Origin of the sequence: Enterococcus sp. AZ163, assembly GCF_050498925.1 — a bacterium.
GTDB classification, from domain to species: domain Bacteria; phylum Bacillota; class Bacilli; order Lactobacillales; family Enterococcaceae; genus Enterococcus_A; species Enterococcus_A ferrettii.
In genome coordinates this window covers 3,065,428-3,084,700 of record NZ_JBIPAO010000001.1, presented here as the reverse complement: position 1 = coordinate 3,084,700, position 19,273 = coordinate 3,065,428, and the positions used below count along the sequence as shown (strand labels likewise).

Below are 19,273 nucleotides of genomic sequence, written 5' to 3'. Positions count from 1 at the left end.
AAAATCCTCTTTTTTTGTATATTTTTTTAATTGGTACTATACTTTGAAATGGAGTTATTATGGATATTTTAACAACTAATCAACAATTAAAAAGGAGTCTTTCCGATCCAGCAACAAATAGATTGATTGCTTACTTTTATCAGCTGGAGCACCCTGTGATTCTGAGGGAAATACGTTCTGTGTTTTCGGAGGATATGCAGTTGGATAAGCGTTTGGATTTGTTGATTCAGACGGGTGTAGTGGAACGGAAAGATCGGCGTTATCGCTTGCTCTTGCCGGTTTATCAAGATTTTCCCCAGAGTGCTTTGTACAAGCAATTAACACAATTAATTGGGACGGATGAGTTAATCAGTTTTGTAGAACAGTTTTATCCGGAAGAATTAGCGGGACCATTGGCTGTGACCTTTGATCTACCATGTAGAACTTTTTTAGAGAATAATTCATATGAACTGGTTACGTTGAACGCTCAGGGGATTACTTCACTTACATTGCCCAATTATTTCTATTATCAGCAGGAGAAACGACCTGAGTCATTCGGGTCTCTGGAAAAGCTTCTAGGTGATGTACATCCAGGTTTCTTTTTTAATCAGGTGGAGCTTTTACTGGCGGCACTTTTAAAGGGAAAACAACCGAAAAGAAATTCAATCTTCCTAAAAAGTTTAGTCATGACTGAGGTTGCTTCAGCTGGTCCTGAATGGAAGCTTGAAGTACCAGTGGTACAGGAGGAGGCTGAACTGGGAGAGGTTGCTAGTTTGTGGCAGCAATACGATGAAACGGAACGCTACTTTGCTTTTTATCAGCTTTTGCTGCGTTTGTTAGGATCAAAAGACTCTTTCACCTACATTATTCAAAAGAAGGCGTAATAAATGAAAAAAATAGCCAAGCTTGTTGCTTTGCTTCTCTCATTTTTGTCAGTAATCGGGTTGGTTTATTATGCTCAGATTCGTTACTTCAGCCCGGGCACCCTGACCAAACAAAAAGGGGTGCGCTATTCTAATATCCCAACTGTTTTTATTCATGGTTATCAAGGGAGCTCACTTTCTTTTGGGCCCTTGTTGAAGCAATTGGAGTCGGAGAATATTGCTAAGCGAGAGATGACCATCGTAGTGAAGTCCGATGGGAAGCTGTCTGTCGAAGGGGAGCTGACTAATAATCACGACAACCCAACAATTATGGTCTTATTCAGTGAAGACGTGACGGACGAGATTCAACAAAGTAAGTGGATTGCTAAAGTCATGCATTATCTATATCAACAACATGTGACCACGTTAAATTTAGTTGCTCATTCAATGGGGGGTGTATCTACCTTAAGATACCTGCTGGAATATGCTGACAACAAGGTACCTAGAGTAGCAAAATTAATAACGATCGCAGCTCCCTTTAACGATCTGGAAATTGCGGAAGATACGGAAGAGATTTTTGCCTATGAACTAACGGAGGATGGACCCGTTGGTCAGACTCCAATCTATGAATATTTTGACCAAGCTATGAATCGGTTGCCAAATAACTTAGCCATCTTAAACGTGGCTGGAGATTTGCAGGATGGGACAGACAGTGATGGTTCAGTTTCTACCCACAGTGCGTTCTCTTTGCGTTTTTTATTGCAAAAACATACTAAAAACTATCAGGAATTGCTGATCAAAGGAAGAAGTGGGGGTCACTCTGCGATTACCCGCAGTAAGAAGCTTCGAGACAATTTAATCGCTTTTTTATGGCGCTAGCATAACTAGAAAAACCGGTGAGAGAACGATCTCGCCGGTTTTTCTAGTTTTCAGTACTGGATGCTAAGGTGTATTTTGCCGTTTTCTCAACTTTTTGGTCCAGAAACCACCTGAAATATATTTAGGTTCATAGGAAATGATGAAGGCTCGACCTTCAACTTCTTTAATCAAACGATAAAGATTTTGCTCTGTTTTTCGGGGAGATAAAATTTCGAGGACCATTCGTTCACCTTCCAGTCCTTCGGCATAAGATTGAGTGACACCGTAGCCGTTATCCCGCAAGATACGGGGCAGACTCTTTTCTTGTTCAGTATTTGTAGGCAGGATGACAGTAACCATCATGTAGCCTAGTGCCAGCTTATCTTCAATTTTAATGCCAACACTAATTCCGATAGCATAGCCTAAGGCGTAAGCGAACAGATTGATTGGGTTATCCAGCCGATCCAGCACCATTGAAAGACCCATAATGTAAATAGTAATCTCAATCATACTTAATAAGGGGGCCAATATGCGGTAGCCCTTCATTGTCAGCATAAAACGGATGGTATTCAGCGCTACGTAGGCAAAATTAATGCCAAAGGTCATCAGAAGCATCAGTGGATCTAACATGATAAATTCCCCCTCTCTTTCTAGGGTATCGGTTCTGTTATCAAAAGGCAAATACTATTGTTTATCACTAATAAATCCAAATAATTAAATAACGTTAGTAATAATTACGGTTGTTATTTGTCTCTTTTAGAATTATTTTAGACAAAAAACGAAAAAAACGAAATAAAATAACCATTATGATATAGCATTTCAATTCTAAGTATATTATAATGAAATTAGAATGATGTTAATGCTTATTTTATTCCGTCAAATCAAGGGTTTAACCTGAATTATTTGCGGAAGTATGTTATTATAAAGTAGAAGGGTCGAATACAAAATGAGGAAACGTTCATTCTTTGAAAGCAAAATTTTATTCTTTTTCACAAAAAATAGTTAAGGTGATGAGCATGGAAGAAAAGATTAACGAACTATCCGCAGAAATAAGTCGCGCAAAAAATAACTTTTTGACCGGTGAGAATTATTACGTGCAGCATTTGTTGGGAGCACATAGAATTTCAGAAGGTAACTACTGCTTCCGTGTCTGGGCACCTGAGGCTAAAGCTGTTTTTTTAGTGGGGGATTTTAACGATTGGGAAAACAAACTTTCAATGAATCTTGATGCTGAAACAGGAATTTGGGAAATTATCACCGACCAACCTAAAGAGGGCGATCTCTACAAATTTAATGTTCGACAATCGAATGGGCGAGAGATCATGAAAATTGATCCTTTTGCAATCCGTTTTGAAAAAAGACCTGGGGATGCAGCAGTACTATATACAATTCCTGAAAAAAAGTGGCGTGATGGACTATGGCGTGGACGTAGTAAACGAACCAATGCGCTAAAAAGACCGATGAGTGTTTATGAGGTTCATGCTAGCTCTTGGAAACATCATGAAGATGGAACACCCTACAGCTTTGGTGATCTTACCAAGGAGCTCGTACCTTATTTAGCTGAAATGGGTTATACCCATGTAGAATTTTTACCTTTAATGGAACACCCGCTGGGACGTTCATGGGGGTATCAGCTGATTGGCTATTTTGCTTTGAGCTCCTATTATGGAACACCCGAGGAGTTTCAGGAGTTTGTTGAAGCCTGCCATTTAAATAATATTGGAGTTTTTGTCGATTGGGTTCCTGGTCATTTCTGTATTAATGATGATACGCTGCCTTATTATGACGGGACAGCACAATTTGAATACAGTGATCCTGACCGTGCGAAAAATGTTCGTTGGGGGTCGATTAATTTTGACCTAGGCAAACCACAAGTGCAAAGTTTCTTAATTTCCAGCGCTTTGTTCTGGATTGAGCTTTACCACATTGATGGTATTCGAGTGGATGCAGTATCCAGCATGTTGTACCGAGACTATGACGATGGCCCTTGGACACCAAATCACGAAGGCGGCAATCGAAATTTTGAAGGCTACTATTTCTTACAGAAGCTTAATTCGGTCATTAAGTTGGCCCACCCAAATGTTTTGATGATTGCTGAGGAAAGTTCTTCTGAGACCCAAATTACCGGAATGACCGAGACGGGCGCTTTAGGGTTTGATTACAAGTGGAATATGGGTTGGATGAATGACGTGCTGCGTTTTTATGAGATGGATCCGATTTTCCGTAAAGATCATTTCAATTTAGTCACTTTCTCTTTTATGTATATGATGCAGGAGAATTTTATTTTGCCGTTGTCACATGACGAAGTGGTTCATGGGAAGAAGAGCCTAATGCACAAGATGTGGGGTGATCGGTACAAACAGTTTTCTCAGTTGCGCAACTTGTATACCTACTTTATGACCCACCCTGGGAAAAAATTGCTATTTATGGGAAGCGAATGGGGACAATTTCTAGAATGGAAGTTCGATGAAAGTTTAGAGTGGGTAGACCTGAATGATTCGCTAAACAACCGCATGCAGCAATTCACCGCTGCACTCAATGATTTTTATAAAAATCAGCCGGCCTTATGGGAGCTGGAGAATACCTACGATACGATCGAAATCATTGATGCCGATAATACTTCAGAATCAGTACTTTCTTATTTACGACAAGGAAAACGCAAAAAAGACTTTTTAATTGTTGTGTTGAATATGACACCTGTAGAACGCAAGGATTTCCATATTGGGGTTCCTTATCCAGGTACTTATAAAGAAATTTGGAACACAGAAATGGAAGAGTTTGGTGGTACTTGGACTAAGCACAATGAAGATTGTGAGAGTGAACCAAGTGCATTTAAAGATTATGAGCAGCTAATCCGAACCACGATACCTGCTTTTGGCGCAGTCATTTTCAAACCTGAGTCAATTGTTTTAAAACGGAAAAACAAATAATAATTTGAGAGGAGGTTGATGAAGGATTTCCTTCATCATCCAAAAATGAAAACAGAAATTTTAGCTATGATTTTAGCTGGGGGAAAAGGGTCACGTTTGGGTAAGCTAACACAAAATATTGCCAAACCGGCAGTCCCTTTCGGCGGAAGATATCGAATCATTGATTTTACTTTAAGCAATTGTATTAATTCTGGCATAAATAATGTGGGAGTTGTCACACAATATCAACCACTTGCCTTAAATAGTCATATCGGGAACGGGTCCAGCTGGGGCTTTGACAGTTTAAATGCCGGAGTTACCATATTGCAGCCGTATTCAAGTAATGATGGTAGCAAGTGGTTTGAAGGGACTGCTCATGCCATCTATCAAAATATGGATTATATCGACCAAATGGATCCACAATATGTGTTGATATTGTCAGGCGACCATATATATAAGATGGATTATGAAGCGATGCTTGAGAACCACAAAGAAAACAACGCTGCTCTTACAGTGGCGGTTATTGGTGTGCCGATTGAGGAGGCCTCTCGTTTCGGTATTATGAACACCGATGAAAACGATCGAATCATTGAATTTGAGGAAAAACCAGAAGAGCCTAAGAGTGATCTGGCCTCAATGGGGATTTACATCTTCAACTGGAGTCGTCTGCGCAGCATGCTGTTAAACAGTTACCAAAAAGATGATCACATGCTTGACTTTGGTAAGCATGTAATTCCAGCTTATCTGGAAGGTGGAGATAACGTCTTTGCGTATCGCTTTGAAGGCTACTGGAAGGATGTTGGAACGATTGATTCTCTATGGGAAACCAGCATGGAATTTATTGATCCGGATCACAGCTTAAACATCCGGGATAAAACTTGGCGCATTTCAGCTAAAAATACTATTTCACCACCGCATTTCTTTACGGATACAGCCGATGTTAAGGATTCATTAGTGGTTGATGGTTGTTATGTTGCTGGTGAGGTGAATCACAGTATTTTATCTAGCGATGTTCAGATAAAAGAGGGCGCTGAGGTGAAAGACAGTGTGATTATGCCAGGTGCAACCATTGGCAGGAATGCAAAAATTAACAGAGCTATTGTCGGTGAACATGCGATCATAGGTGATAACGCTGTTGTAAATGGCGAAGAGGAGATCGCTGTTGTAGGTTATTCAGAAGTGATTGGAGTGTCGATTGATGAGAGCTAATAAAATGTGTGCTATTTTAGGAAATGTACATGAATGCCAAGAATTAATGCCTTTAACAGAGAAACGTCCATTGGCAACGTTACCGTTTGACTGTAAATATCGTATACTGGACTTTACTTTGTCCAACGTGGTGAATGCTAACGTGAAATCAGTATACATGGTATTTAACCAAGGATTAACGCAATCAGTTTTTGATCATATTGGCGGCGGTCGTGAATGGCATTTAGATAGTGTGGACAGTCGCTATTTCATCCATTTCTATCAAGACTTTTTACAAAAGCGGGCAGAAGGCCGTCCTTATTATGAAGCTGCAATTGATTATTTGAAAAAATCAAAAAGCAAGTATACAGTGTTTATCGGCAATAAAATGCTGTGCAACATTGATCTTCGGGCTGTTTTAAAGATTCATCAGCAGCACGATAGTGAGATAACTGTCGTGTATAAAAAGATGCCAACAAACCAAATTGCTTATCAAGACATCATTTTAGATATTGATGAACATGGTGTAGTTGATGGGCATCATGCTTATTTTGATGATGCTGCAGAATCAGAATCCAAAAATCTGAGCATGAACATTTTTATTGTTCGTACCGATTGGTTAATCAATGCATTAGCAGATGGACAGAAAAAAGGCACCCCCGTTGCCATTCAAGATTTCTTGACTTTATGTATGGATAATCATAAAACTTCAGCTTATGAATATACTGGTTTTCTGAGTAATATTTTTGATGTAAAAGCCTATTATGATGCGAATATGGCTATGCTGGACTCCAAGAAATTTACTTCTTTGTTGTATTCGAATCAAAAAATCTATACAAAACTGAAAAATGAAGTGGCAACCTATTATGCACCAACTTCGGATGTCCACAATAGTCAATTTGCTACCGGCTGTATTGTTAAAGGGAAAGTAAGAAACTCTCTATTCTCTCGCAGTTCAATCGTTGAAGAAGGGGCGGAAGTAAGGGATTCTATTGTTATGGCAAGTGCCGTTATCAACCAAGGAGCGGAAGTCTCTTATGCCATACTAGATAAGCATGTTAAAGTTGACCCTGGCGTGAAAATTGTTGGAACACCTGAGAAGCCGCTTGTGATTAAAAAGAATACTCATGTCACAAGTGATATCTATGGAGGAACAGCGTAATGAAAATTTTATTTGCTGCAGCAGAATGCGCTCCTTTTTTCAAAACAGGAGGATTGGGCGATGTAGCAGGTGCTTTGCCGAAAGCATTAAAGGAAAAGGGTGCAGAGATTCGAGTGGTTTTGCCCTATTTTTCCAAGATGGGGGAACAATACAAGTCGAAGACAGAGGACTTGTTCAATTTTGAGGTAGAGGTAGGTTGGCGCAAGCAATACTGCGGCGTTAAGTACTTAAAGCACCAAGGGATTGATTACTACTTTATCGATAATATGTATTATTTTAATCGACCGAACTTGTATGGTGATTATGATGATGGGGAGCGTTTTGCTTTCTTTCAAATGGCTGTAATTGAAATGATGGAGAAGATTGATTATATTCCAGATGTGGTTCATGTGAATGACTACCACACAGCGATGATTCCTTTCCTCTTAAAGGAAAAATATCGTTGGATTCAAGCCTATCAACAGATTCGTACAGTGTTGACGATTCATAATATTGAATTTCAGGGACAGTATGATAGCTCGATCATGGCCGATTTATTTGGTATGGGTATGGAGCGGTATGCTGACGGAACGATTCGTTACAATAATTGTGTTAATTTTATGAAGGCCGGTATTCTGTATGCGGATCGCGTAACTACGGTGAGTCCTTCTTATGCTGAGGAGATCAAAACACCTGAATTTGGTTCAGGCTTAGATGTAATCTTACGTATGGAAAGTGGAAAATTAAGCGGGATTGTTAATGGGATTGATTATGAAATGTTTGATCCAACAAGTGATCCAGCGATCTTTACTCATTATGACAGTAAACAGTTGGATAAGAAACTCGAAAACAAAACTCAACTTCAAGAATTGCTGGGACTTCCGGTTCGTAAAGATGTTCCTATGATGGGGATTGTTAGTCGTTTGACTTATCAAAAGGGCTTCCACCTGCTGCTGCAGGAAATGGAGAATTTGATGCAATTTGATGTGCAATTAGTCTTAATAGGAACAGGTGATCCAGATTTTGAGCGGGGCTTTCGTTACTTCGGGGAAAAATACCCAGAAAAAGCCAGTATTCAAATCGCCTTTGATGTACAATTAGCTCAGAAGGTTTATGCTGGTGTCGACATGTTCCTGATGCCATCCGCTTTCGAGCCTTGCGGACTTTCGCAAATGATTTCGATGCGGTATGGAACTTTACCGGTGATTCATGAAATCGGCGGGTTAAAGGATACTGTACAGCCATATAATCCAATAACCAACGAAGGAACGGGCTTTGGTTTTGTTGATTATCAATCTTATTTCTTAATGAATACCTTGAAGCAAGCAATTGAGCTTTATCAACAGGAGCCAAAGGTATGGAAGAAATTGATGAACAACGCAATGGCAAAGGATTTCAGTTGGGATGTTTCCAGCCAACGCTATCTAGAGTTGTATCAACAAATCAGTTAAACGGTCAGAATCTCCGGCTGGATTAGTCGTAGGTTCTGATTTTTTAAATTAAATAAGTAATGAGTGTGTCAAAACAGGAAGAATTAGTGGCACATCAGTTGATTTACCAAGTGTTTCTTAGTCATAAAGGAGAAAATCAAGTGGAAAAAAACGAATTCAAAAAGCAGTTTAAAAAAAGATTGGCTGAAAAGTTTGCTATGGAAGTGAAAGATGCTTCAGCTAACGAACTATACCAAACGTTAGGATCGATCATGACCGCTAATTATTCGCAGGATTGGCGACAGACTTGGCAAGATTACCGCGATCAGCAACAGAAACAAACTTACTATTTTTCGATTGAATTTCTACCAGGGAAAATGCTTAAAAGTAATTTATTAAACATGGGCTGGTTGGAAATGATTGAAGAAGCTTTGCAGGAGATGGGAATTTCCTTGAATGACTTAGCAGAAATTGAGCCTGATATGGCTTTGGGAAATGGCGGTTTAGGACGATTGGCTTCTTGTTTCATGGACTCGATTGCTTCTTGCGGGTTACCTGGAAATGGAAATGGAATTCGCTATGAATACGGCTTGTTTAAGCAACGTTTCGTGGACGGTTATCAGGTGGAGCTGCCAGACGAATGGCTGCAAAAAGGGAATATCTGGGAAATCAGAAAAGAAAGTAAAGCTGTAGACGTTCATTTTGGCGGTAACGTTTATTTGCGGGAAAATACTAAAGGTCAGTTAAGACCAGTTTATGAAGATGGATATAGTGTTCGGGCGGTACCTTACGATACTGGAATGGTGGGCTATCAGAATAATATCGTCAATACTATGCGCTTGTGGAGTGTAGAAATTCCTGCCGAGGAAGAAGATCGTTACCGAAGCATCGAGGATCGACGAATGATTAAGGATTTAACCTCAGTTTTATATCCAGACGATTCGAATGATGCTGGCCGTAAGCTTCGTTTGTCGCAGGAATACTTCTTTGTTTCTGCTGGAGTACAGAGTATTTTGCGCTACTATAAACGACTAGGCTTTTCTTTCGATCAAATTAATCAATACATTGCGATTCATATTAATGATACTCATCCAGCAATGTGTGTCGCAGAATTTATGCGTTTATTGGTAGATGAAGAAGGATTACCTTGGGAAAAGGCATGGAACTTAACGGTTAAGGTGATGAGCTACACCAATCATACCATCATGGCTGAAGCACTGGAAAAATGGTCGATTCCGATGATGAGAGAGGTTTGCCCACGGATTTACCAAATCATTGAGGAAATTGATCGTCGGTTTGTAGCTGAAATGACGGGGGTTCAGCCGTTTGATTTGATCGAACGTACCCGGATTATTCAGCATGGCCAGATCCATATGGCACATTTAGCAATTATTGGCTCTCATTCAACTAACGGAGTAGCCAAATTGCATTCTGATCTGTTGAAGGGAGTTGTATTGCATGACTTCTATGTGCTGTATCCAGCTCGTTTTAACAACAAAACTAACGGGATAGCTCAAAGACGATGGTCACAGTTAGCCAATCGCAGTATGACAAAGGTGTTAAACAATACGATCGGTACCTCATGGAACAGTGATCCTAAAGATTTGCGCCTTTTAATGAATTATGTGGATGATGACAAGGTATTGGATGCTTTAGATGAAGCCAAACATGAAAATAAAATAAATTTAGCAGAATATATTAAACAAGTAAAAGGGATCGAAGTGTCTCCAGATGCCATTTTTGATGTACAAATCAAACGACTGCATGCCTACAAACGGCAATTGCTAAACCTATTACACATTGTGAAGCTGTATTTTGATTTGAAGGAAAATCCCAATTTGCCGATTCATCCAAGAGTCTTTATTTTTGGTGCTAAAGCCGCGCCAAGCTATCATTATGCTAAATCAGTGATTAAGGTCATTAATGAGACAGCAAACTTAATTAACAACGATCAAACGATCAATGGCAAATTGAAAATCGTCTTTTTGGAGAACTACAATGTGACCTTAGCTGAACGAATTATTCCAGCTGCGGATGTGAGTGAACAAATTTCACTGGCTTCAAAAGAGGCGTCTGGAACTTCAAATATGAAGTTAATGCTAAATGGCGCTGTGACGGTCGCGACTTTAGATGGCGCCAACATTGAAATTCGTGATGCTGTTGGAGATGAAAATATCTCAATTTTCGGGTTGACTGAAACAGAAGTATATCGTTACTATCAAGAGCACAACTATAATTCTTCTGAGCTTTATCATAACGATCCGGTGATTCATAAAGTCCTAAATGCTTTTGTGGATGGAACGATTCCTAATATCACGGTGGAAGGACAAGAAATTATCGATTCCTTGATAAAATATAATGACGAATTCTTTGTCCTACGCGATTTTGATGCCTATTGCGATGCGCAGGAATCAATTAATGAGGCTTATCAGGATCGACGACGTTGGAAGCAAATCAGTCTGAGAAATATTGCCAATGCCGGACGATTCTCTTCCGATGAAACGGTGAAACGTTATGCCGAAGATATTTGGCAAATAGAACCAGTTTTTGCTCATGACAGCGAAAGAGGAGCGAAACAACATGGCACATATTTATTATAATTCATGGATGGAACGTTACAAATTTCCTTTTGGTGCAGTAAAGGAAGGCAAGCGAGTCGATTTTTGGATCTCGGTTCCTTCCGAACTGGAGACCAGTGTCTTCTTTGTTGTTCGCAAAGAAGGCAGCAGTATTGGTAAAATCAGTTTTCCGATGAATAAGGCCGAAGAGGATCGCTACCATTATCAATACAAGGTTGATCAAGGCAGCGGCTTGTATTTTTACTATTTCAAAATTGTTCATTTTTGTCCGGATGGCAGTAAACGCACCTTGTTCTACGGTTTTGATGGACAAGGGGGCGAAGGGAAAATTGAACATCAAGAATCCGAGGTAGGTTCTTATCAGATGACTTGCTTTGAGAAGGCAGAAATTGCGCCCAGCTGGTATCGTGAAGCGGTTTTTTATCAAATCTTTCCTGATCGATTTGCGAATGGAAATCCCAATGGCGAAATCAGTTCACCTAAAAAAAATTCGTTTATCTATGCAACTGAAGATGACGAACCCATGTATATCCGCAATAAAGATCAGGAAGTGGTTCGCTGGGATTTCTTCGGCGGAAATTTAAAGGGAATTACTCAAAAGATTTCGTATTTTCAGGAATTAGGCATTACAGCTTTGTATCTGAATCCTATTTTTGAAGCCAGCAGCAATCATCGCTATGATACCAATGATTATTTTGCGATTGATCCAGTGCTGGGAACAGAAAAAGATTTTGTAGAAATGCTGCAGGCTTTACATCAGGCTGGAATTTCAGTAATTTTAGATGGCGTATTTTCGCATGTCGGTAGGAACAGTCGTTACTTTAACCAAGCTGGACTTTATGGCGAAAAGGAAGGTGCTACTCGTAATCCGGACAGTCCTTATTATCCATGGTTCAAATTTAAGCAGTACCCTAATGATTACGAAGCATGGTGGGGTGTTGCTGACCTTCCAGAAGTTGATAAAAATAATAAAAGCTTTCAGGAATTTATTTATGGTGATGTCGAAAGTGTCCTAGCTAAGTGGACCACAATAGGTGTTGATGGCTGGCGGTTAGATGTTGCTGATGAATTAACGGATGAATTTATTGGTGGAATTCGCAAAAATTTATTGGGGTATCAAGATAAAATATTAATTGGCGAAGTTTGGGAGGATGCCTCCAATAAAATCGCTTATGATCAAAGAAGAAGATATGTTTTTGGCGATCATTTGCAAGGAGTCATGAACTATCCGCTGCGACAGCAGATTATGGATGTTTTGAATCAAACCCGTTCTTTTGAAAAAGTTTGCCAGGAAATGATTCGTTATCAAGAAAATTATCCGGAAGACTTCTATTATAATCAATTGAACAATATTGGCACTCATGATACCGAACGAATCTTGACGATGCTAGAGGGCTCCATTGATAAATTGAGTCATGCCTGGGGACTATTATTTATGATGCCAGGAATTCCATGTGTTTATTATGGTGATGAAGCTGGTTTAACTGGCGGGAAGGATCCAGAAAATCGCAAGTTCTTTCCTTGGCAGAATGTTAACCAACGTATTTATACTTCCTGTAAAAATTGGATTCAGCGCCGGAAAAAGTATGGCTCAATGAAATATGGTGAATTTTTCCCAGTCTATTCGTTGGAGAATGATATTTTTGGCATAATCCGCTATAATGCTGAAGAATATACCGTTTATTTAGTGAATGTTTCTGATCACTCCCGTAAGATTCAAATGGAAGACTTAGCGAGTCCTCGTCAGTATCGTGGCGAGTATACAATTTTGCAGGAGTTGAGTGAGGGAATCGAACTGGCTCCTCATCAGGAGTATTTCGCTGCTAAATCTTTAGTCGAATAAAGGTTTCTGTAAAGACTTTTATCAATTGCTAAGCTTTTTTTCGTCATTTGTGCTAAACTAATAAGAAATCAGAAAACGAGGATGGTTTTTATGGAAAATCAACCATTTGGCGGAAGACGCGCACGCTTTCCAGCCTATGACGATGATAAAGGTGTAAAATTGAATCAAGGCAGTCAGCGGGTATTGTTTGATGGTAACGACGATTTTATTACTGATTATAAATTAGATGCGAAAGAAGTATTGGAACGGGCAAATCGTCACACCACTCGTTCTCGCAGAGTACAAGTGGATGAAAAGCCGCGGGAAGAATTGGATCGGCACCGGATTAATCTGCCAACGTATGAAACACGGGCTCGTGAACAAAAGCGTGCGCCACGTTCGCTGTTTGCGGATTCTAAACCTGTTACCGAAAGTAACAAGAAGGTCAGTTTTCGCGAGGAGACACGAAATGCCACGCCTTTCAAACCCAAACACGTTCCAGAATCGCTAATTCCTGATGAACCGGAGGATGCGATTCCATTGCAGGAGCTTTATACCAGCATGCGCAGTTCAAAGCAGTCTTATCTGCTATTTGACACTGGGGAAACAGCTTCACATCAGCCATCTATTCAGACAAAAGATGCGAAACATCGACACTCGTCTCGATTAGATCGATCGCTGCAAGGAATTATGACAGACGATACGCGAATTTTAGAAAACAGTAAATATTTCCATGAATAAGGAGGATACCTTGTATCTTCCTATTCTTTTGAGGTGAGTAAATTGAACAATCCATTTGATGAAAAAATTGAACAGTTACGCAAAGGTGAAATCGAAACGATTGAAGTTTCCAAAGACGAATTTTTTATGTTTCGTGAAGCTTGGATCAACCAAGAAGATAAAAAATATTTTCGCGGTATTGCGGGTTTAAATGGCAATATCGTTTATGTCTATGATACGACAACCGTTTAAAAATTGACTTTTTTTACGATTATCGCTATGATAAAAAAGATTTCGCGGAAGTGATGGAATGGCAGACATGCAAGATTGAGGGTCTTGTGAGCGTAAGGCTCGTGTGGGTTCAAATCCCATTTTCCGCATAAAGATAAGTAAAGTCAGAGCCAATCAACATTGTGAGGATGTTGGTTGGCTTTTTTGTACGCTCATTTTTTATGGAAATTTAGGAACTGAGTTGTTTAATGACCAATCAAAATTTTTAGAAAAAATAGTTAGAAAGATAAGTTTGAGCTTTCTGGCTCAAGAGATAATAGTATGCTATTTACAAGGACATATGTTCACCATGGACGCATGGTAAAAATAGAATGGAGGGAAAGTATGGCAATAAACTGGGGCTGGCCGTTTCCTAAAGTGGGAGAAGGCAACTTCTTAGGCGGTCAACTATTTGGCAAAAATCCAGGTGGGGAATTTAGACCCAATGGATTCCACAATGGACTTGATTTCGGTTCGATTGACCATCCAGGAAATGAAATCTGTGCAGCACATGCGGGAAAAGTAGTTTTTGCTGGCTGGGCACCGTCTGGATACGAAGCACTCGGAACAGTGATTGCTACTAAGAGTGATGATGGATATTATGTGGTTTATCAAGAATTCGGTACTAGCACTGCAAATGTACATGTAAAAATAGGCGATTTGATAACACTCGGTCAAGTAATTGGAACAAGGAATACCAGTCATTTGCACCTTGGGATTACAAAGAAAGACTGGTTACAGGCTCAATCAAGTGCATTTTCTAATGACGGAACATGGTTAGATCCGCTAAAAATTATTCGTGAAGGACTTAAGGATGACGGTCAAATTAGTATAGAGGAGGATAAAAATTTGCTTATTTATTGGAAACAGCAAAAAGTAGGTTCAACAGTCTATGATGCCTACTTGCTAAATGGAAACAAAAGAATGTATATTCATAACAATACTTTATTGAACGAATGTCGAGTACTGACTCGTTTATACGGAAATACGAAAGAAGAGCGTTTTTACAATGACGCCTATCGAGTATTGGCATTAGAAGCAACAACCGACCTTGTAGAATTTAAATATTATGCTAATAAGTAATTTAAATTCGGATAGGTGATCAAGTTCTAGCCGTAATTGGCTAGGACTTTTTACTTATCCTCCAAGTGACAAAACTGTTAGCTGGAAATACAACCTGAGACTGAACAGTTAAACTCTTTCTTTCGTTATGCTTAGTTCCATAGAAGAAAGGAAGATGTTTAATGAGTATCCTAAGAAAAATGGTCGCAGTAATCCTGATGGGAGGAATTATTTTATATGGCAGTACCTTTTTTACGCGAAATTCATCAAGTGAAATTGCGGGTGTCATGGATCAGCTTAATCCCCTAGTGAGTACGGGCGAGCTTTATGTGAAAACAGAAAAGCCTCAAAGTGTTAACGAATATGGAACGGCTGCATATCAACAAACTGCAGCGAATGCAGATGGCAAGACGAGACCTGTTGCTTTCAATGGGCTGAGCGAGTTGAAAGTAGACCATTATTTGAAGCTAACCAATAAAGGTGCCCATATTGAGAACTATGAAGAGGTTCCTAAGGATCAGGTTCCAGAGAAAGCCCTGCAGCAAATTGACAAATAAAAGCTATTAATTATAACTATAATTCAGGCATCTCTTCATGACAGTGACATTGAAGCAATGTATATTCTGTAATGAAACTCTTTCAATTTGCCAGAAAAATCCATCCAAGTTCAGCTGTAGGTTACTAATTTTAAAAGCTCTCTCGCTTTTGAGTACATTTTTAGTTAAGTGTGCTTGCGAGGGATTTTTTGTTCGTAAAATAAAAGCTTGCTAATCGTTATTTTTGCTCATTTAGAAGGACCCAGCTATTTCCGTTTATTCCGCTTTCGCTTCTTTTTACCACCGGTTTTATTTCGAAGGGCTTTTTCTAGTTCGAGGTTCCTGTCTTCTTTTGATTTACCGTCAAAAGGATTAAAATTTTTCCAGCTGCTCATTCGATCCATTGGGGGTTTAACAGGCTTCTTTTTAGATTTGGTTGCTTCATTTTTCTTATCCGTCTCTTTAGCTGGAGAAAATGTATTTGACTTGGATACTTTCGTAATTTCTGAGGCTTTACTATTAGACGCAGTGTTTTTAGTCGAAAGTTTTGCTTTTGTATCTTTTTTTTGCTGTTCTTGAATCACTTGCTTTGGTTCGTGTAAAGGGTCTTCTTCATTACGAATATCAAAGTCGCGGTACCGTTCATCGATAGCAAAATCCATCCAAACGACTTTAGTAAATTGACGCAAGCCATCCTTTTGAAAGATCGTTAACTCACCAAAGATATTCAAAATAGCCATTCGTTCTTTAGCAGAAAGAGGAGATACAACATTACTAAGATTCCAGTTATGCATTTTTCCATTTTCATCCAAAAAAGAAGTTTTCAAATTTAGTTTTCGTTCACCAATTTGTACACCAGAGGTTAAAGCTGGACGTAGAGGTTCAATATGCAATCGAGCTTCCGCGGTCAGTTGGTTATATTCGGCTTCATTCTTGTATAAGTGATTGATGACTATTTGCCACTCCTTACTCGAGAAATAGTCTTCAAAATAAATGCACAAGTGGCGTACAGAAGCATCTACTTCACCGTTCAAAAACACTTTACGCATTAAGTCCTTTGCCAAGTAGGAAAAATCTCCCGTATAAAAAGCGTTACGCAGCATAACTGCTACAGCCGCTTGAATAAGATGAGAAACATTCTTGGTTTGAGTATAAAAATCAGCAAATTTTAATTCTAAATTATTCCTGTTGCGAGTTCCAAAGATTGTTCGTTTATGAAGTTCAGTTGTTGTCATACCTACATCTCCCTTTTTTATACGCTTTCATTTGTAAAACGATTGGTCACACTTTTTCGATTCTATTTGCCATATTCAGATTTGTAAAAGAATAGTGGAATTCGTTTTCATGAATATCATATATAATCGTTTCAATAAAATCAATAGTAAAATCAAAAAAACGAATATCCAATATATTTACATAGTATTAAATAAATGGATTGGAACAGTTTTAGACAATTACAAAAAGCGCTAATTAGTAATCTTATTAAGCAGAAAGGGCCAATTTTTAGTATAGATTAGCCATTGTAATTCTATTGCTATAATTTTTTAAATTATTCGGAAAAATATTTCGATAAATTGTATGAGTCGATTAAATAAAGAACTGTAAAAAGACACAATCTTAATTTTGAGAAAGTATCTTTTTACATTCACGAAAGGCTTGGATAAGTTATTTTAGTACTAGCAATTGGTTGCTCTAGTTTCCTCCATAGGCTACAATAGGATAGAAAATGTGAATATGCATATTTTGGAGGAAATTGTACATGGAATCCATTGGACAAGTCTTAAAAGACTTCCGTAAACAACATGGAATGACACAAAAGGATTTATCACGCGATATTTGTTCGCAAAGTGTCTTGAGTCGAATCGAGAACAATGAAGAAATTCCTAATATCCTGGTGATGCAACAGCTTTGCCAACGCTTGGGTATTACGATTGATCAATTAATGGTGGATTTTTTACCGAAAGAACTGCTGCTGAGGAAGTATTTTCAAAAAATGTATTTCTTAATGCGCCATCAGCGATTTGCTGAAATTCGGGCTATCCTAAATTATTTAGAGGAAAAACGTCGGATTGTTTTGGATAAGGATCTGCAGCAGTTTTATTACTTTAAAGCTGTTTGCGCTTTTTATTTAGATAATAATCCTAAGCAGGCCTTAGATAATGCTCGAAAGGGCTTGGATATTTCGGTTTCGAAGAAGTATCAAGGGTATTTCGATAGTAAAATATTATTGATGGCCTTCGCGGCTAAAATGAACGATCGGCTGGAAAAAAATGAGGAAGCTGATCGACTGTATAACAAAAGTATTGAACTCTTTGAAACCACGATGTGTGACTATACAGAAAAGATTGAATTGAGTGAATTATTTTTGGATTATGCGTTATTTCTACTAGGGCGTAATGAGTACCAGCAGGCTGACAAAATTATTGATTTGGGCTTGCGTTGGAATCAGCAGCAGGCCAGCTGCTACAAATTAAACGAGCTGTTAACCTTGAAAATGACGATTCTAAAAATGATCGGCGAGGACAAGGATTCACAACGGTATCGAGAGTGGTTAAATGCTACCACCAAATTAAGAGATTTCTTTTAAAATGGTCTACACCATTCTTGACAGAATCCCTGATCAGTAGTACTTTTAAACTATCAAGCAAGAAGGAGCGCTTAAGGATGAAAACATTTATTTATGCGGACAAATTCTTTTTGAAATCCGGCGTAAAAGAAGCAGGCTATTTAGAAATTACAGATGGAATTTTTGGTGATTATACGAAGGAACTACCTGATGCAGAGGCAAACGTAATTGACCAGTCAGGCAAGTGGATTGCACCAGGACTTGTGGATACTCATATACACGGCTTTAAAAACCATGATGTAATGGATAATGATGCAGAAGGCTTGAAAGTCATGTCTGAAGGACTTCTTTCCTGTGGTGTAACCAGTTTCTTGCCGACAACGTTAACTTCTACCAAGGAACGTTTGAAGGATGTTGCAGAAACGATCGGAAAAACCTACCAAGAAGTACCAGGTGCAAAAATTCAAGGGATTTACTTTGAAGGACCTTTCTTCACAGAAGAACATAAAGGGGCTCAAAACCCAAGCTATTTCGGCGATCCGGATGTAGATACCTTCAACGAATGGCAAGAAGCTTCTGGTGGTTTAATTAAAAAAATCGCCTTGGCACCTGAACGTAAAGGTGTCGAAGAGTTTGTCAAAACGGTGACGGATGAAGGTGTAGTGGTTTCTTTGGGACATTCAAATGCCACTTTGGAAGAAGCCCAAGCAGCGGTTGAGGCTGGAGCAAGTGTTTTTGTTCATGCATACAATGGCATGCGCGGTTTGAATCATCGTGAACCAGGAATGGTTGGCGCATTGCTATCATTGCAGCATGTTTTCTCTGAGCTGATATGTGATGGACACCATGTACACCCGCAAGCCGCTGAAATTTTAATGGAAAAAGCGGGACATGATCATGTGGCATTGATCACCGACTGTATGATGGCCGGCGGTATGCCAGATGGCAACTATAATCTAGGCGAATTTCCAGTTGTTGTAAAAGAAGGAACGGCTCGCTTAGAATCCGGTAATTTAGCTGGAAGTATTTTGAAGCTGAAGGAAGCAATCAAAAATGTAGTTGACTGGAATATTGCTACTCCAGAAGAAGCAATTATGATGGCAACTTATGTACCAGCTGTCAGCTGTAAAATTGATGACCATTGCGGTATGATTGCTAAAGGCAGAGCGGCCGATTTCATTGTGCTGCAACCAAATATGGAATTAGAAGCGACTTATTTAGATGGTGTTGAACGTTACCATAATTAAATGCAAAAGCTCGATCTGAACGGATCGATTTTGTAGGGACCTTGTAAATCCAAACCGGGTTTGCGAGGTCTTTTTGGTTTCCTTATGGTAGACTAATAAGGAG

General features: G+C 39.1%; 16 protein-coding genes and 1 tRNA gene. 15 read left to right on the top strand and 2 right to left on the bottom strand.

What is annotated here, in order from left to right; translation table 11 throughout:
- The first annotated feature begins 59 nt into the window (after positions 1-59).
- Together IGI46_RS14810 and IGI46_RS14805 are read left to right on the top strand one after the other, a co-directional pair.
- Positions 60-863 (top strand): DUF1803 domain-containing protein, encoded by an 804-nt coding sequence (locus IGI46_RS14810; RefSeq protein ID WP_429973741.1) that lies wholly within the window; start codon positions 60-62, stop codon positions 861-863.
- 3 nt (positions 864-866) lie between these two features.
- Positions 867-1,721, top strand: a complete 855-nt coding sequence (locus IGI46_RS14805) for an alpha/beta hydrolase (RefSeq protein ID WP_429973740.1) — start codon at positions 867-869, stop codon at positions 1,719-1,721.
- Positions 1,722-1,784: 63 nt separating this feature from the next.
- Here the strand turns inward: IGI46_RS14805 and IGI46_RS14800 are convergent, their stop codons facing one another.
- Positions 1,785-2,330, bottom strand: a complete 546-nt coding sequence (locus tag IGI46_RS14800; protein WP_207702992.1) for a DUF2179 domain-containing protein — start codon at positions 2,328-2,330, stop codon at positions 1,785-1,787.
- Between the two features lie 386 nt (positions 2,331-2,716).
- Between IGI46_RS14800 and glgB the strand changes: the two genes are divergently transcribed.
- The 11 genes from glgB to IGI46_RS14745 all read left to right on the top strand — a co-directional run bounded on the left by glgB (position 2,717) and on the right by IGI46_RS14745 (position 15,378).
- Positions 2,717-4,630, top strand: a complete 1,914-nt coding sequence (gene glgB / locus IGI46_RS14795; RefSeq protein ID WP_429973739.1) for a 1,4-alpha-glucan branching protein GlgB — start codon at positions 2,717-2,719, stop codon at positions 4,628-4,630.
- Between the two features lie 45 nt (positions 4,631-4,675).
- A complete protein-coding gene (locus IGI46_RS14790; protein ID WP_429973738.1) occupies positions 4,676-5,818 on the top strand; it encodes a glucose-1-phosphate adenylyltransferase in 1,143 nt (380 codons plus the stop codon).
- Positions 5,808-6,959, top strand: a complete 1,152-nt coding sequence (gene glgD / locus IGI46_RS14785) for a glucose-1-phosphate adenylyltransferase subunit GlgD (protein WP_207702994.1) — start codon at positions 5,808-5,810, stop codon at positions 6,957-6,959. The genes IGI46_RS14790 and glgD overlap by 11 nt, the downstream gene beginning before the upstream one ends.
- Entirely contained in the window at positions 6,959-8,389 is a 1,431-nt protein-coding gene (gene glgA / locus IGI46_RS14780) for a glycogen synthase GlgA (protein WP_429973737.1), read from the top strand. The genes glgD and glgA overlap by 1 nt, the downstream gene beginning before the upstream one ends.
- Before the next feature lie 140 nt (positions 8,390-8,529).
- Complete coding sequence (locus IGI46_RS14775; protein ID WP_429973976.1) at positions 8,530-10,968, top strand: glycogen/starch/alpha-glucan phosphorylase; 2,439 nt, start codon at positions 8,530-8,532, stop codon at positions 10,966-10,968.
- Positions 10,949-12,790 (top strand): glycoside hydrolase family 13 protein, encoded by a 1,842-nt coding sequence (locus IGI46_RS14770; protein ID WP_429963815.1) that lies wholly within the window; start codon positions 10,949-10,951, stop codon positions 12,788-12,790. The genes IGI46_RS14775 and IGI46_RS14770 overlap by 20 nt, the downstream gene beginning before the upstream one ends.
- A gap of 90 nt (positions 12,791-12,880) precedes the next feature.
- Positions 12,881-13,510: a hypothetical protein gene (locus IGI46_RS14765; RefSeq protein WP_207702998.1), complete on the top strand. Its 630-nt coding sequence runs from the start codon at positions 12,881-12,883 to the stop codon at positions 13,508-13,510.
- 42 nt (positions 13,511-13,552) lie between these two features.
- On the top strand, positions 13,553-13,741 hold the full coding sequence (locus IGI46_RS14760) for a hypothetical protein (RefSeq protein ID WP_207702999.1): 189 nt from the start codon (positions 13,553-13,555) through the stop codon (positions 13,739-13,741).
- A 44-nt stretch (positions 13,742-13,785) separates the two neighbouring features.
- Positions 13,786-13,869 (top strand) — tRNA-Leu (locus IGI46_RS14755).
- 235 nt (positions 13,870-14,104) lie between these two features.
- Positions 14,105-14,842: a M23 family metallopeptidase gene (locus IGI46_RS14750; RefSeq protein WP_429963814.1), complete on the top strand. Its 738-nt coding sequence runs from the start codon at positions 14,105-14,107 to the stop codon at positions 14,840-14,842.
- Between the two features lie 161 nt (positions 14,843-15,003).
- Positions 15,004-15,378 (top strand): YxeA family protein, encoded by a 375-nt coding sequence (locus IGI46_RS14745; protein ID WP_207703000.1) that lies wholly within the window; start codon positions 15,004-15,006, stop codon positions 15,376-15,378.
- A 245-nt stretch (positions 15,379-15,623) separates the two neighbouring features.
- On the opposite strand, the gene IGI46_RS14740 is transcribed toward IGI46_RS14745, so the two are convergent.
- Positions 15,624-16,592, bottom strand: coding sequence for a hypothetical protein (locus tag IGI46_RS14740; RefSeq protein WP_429963813.1), 969 nt, complete (start codon positions 16,590-16,592; stop codon positions 15,624-15,626).
- A 524-nt stretch (positions 16,593-17,116) separates the two neighbouring features.
- Here IGI46_RS14740 and IGI46_RS14735 point away from each other — a divergent pair.
- Both IGI46_RS14735 and nagA read left to right on the top strand, forming a co-directional pair.
- Entirely contained in the window at positions 17,117-17,944 is an 828-nt protein-coding gene (locus IGI46_RS14735; protein WP_429963812.1) for a helix-turn-helix domain-containing protein, read from the top strand.
- Between the two features lie 77 nt (positions 17,945-18,021).
- Positions 18,022-19,170 carry an N-acetylglucosamine-6-phosphate deacetylase gene (gene nagA / locus IGI46_RS14730; RefSeq protein ID WP_429963811.1) on the top strand — a complete coding sequence of 383 codons (1,149 nt, stop codon included), beginning with the start codon at positions 18,022-18,024 and terminating at the stop codon, positions 19,168-19,170.
- Positions 19,171-19,273: the final 103 nt, after the last annotated feature.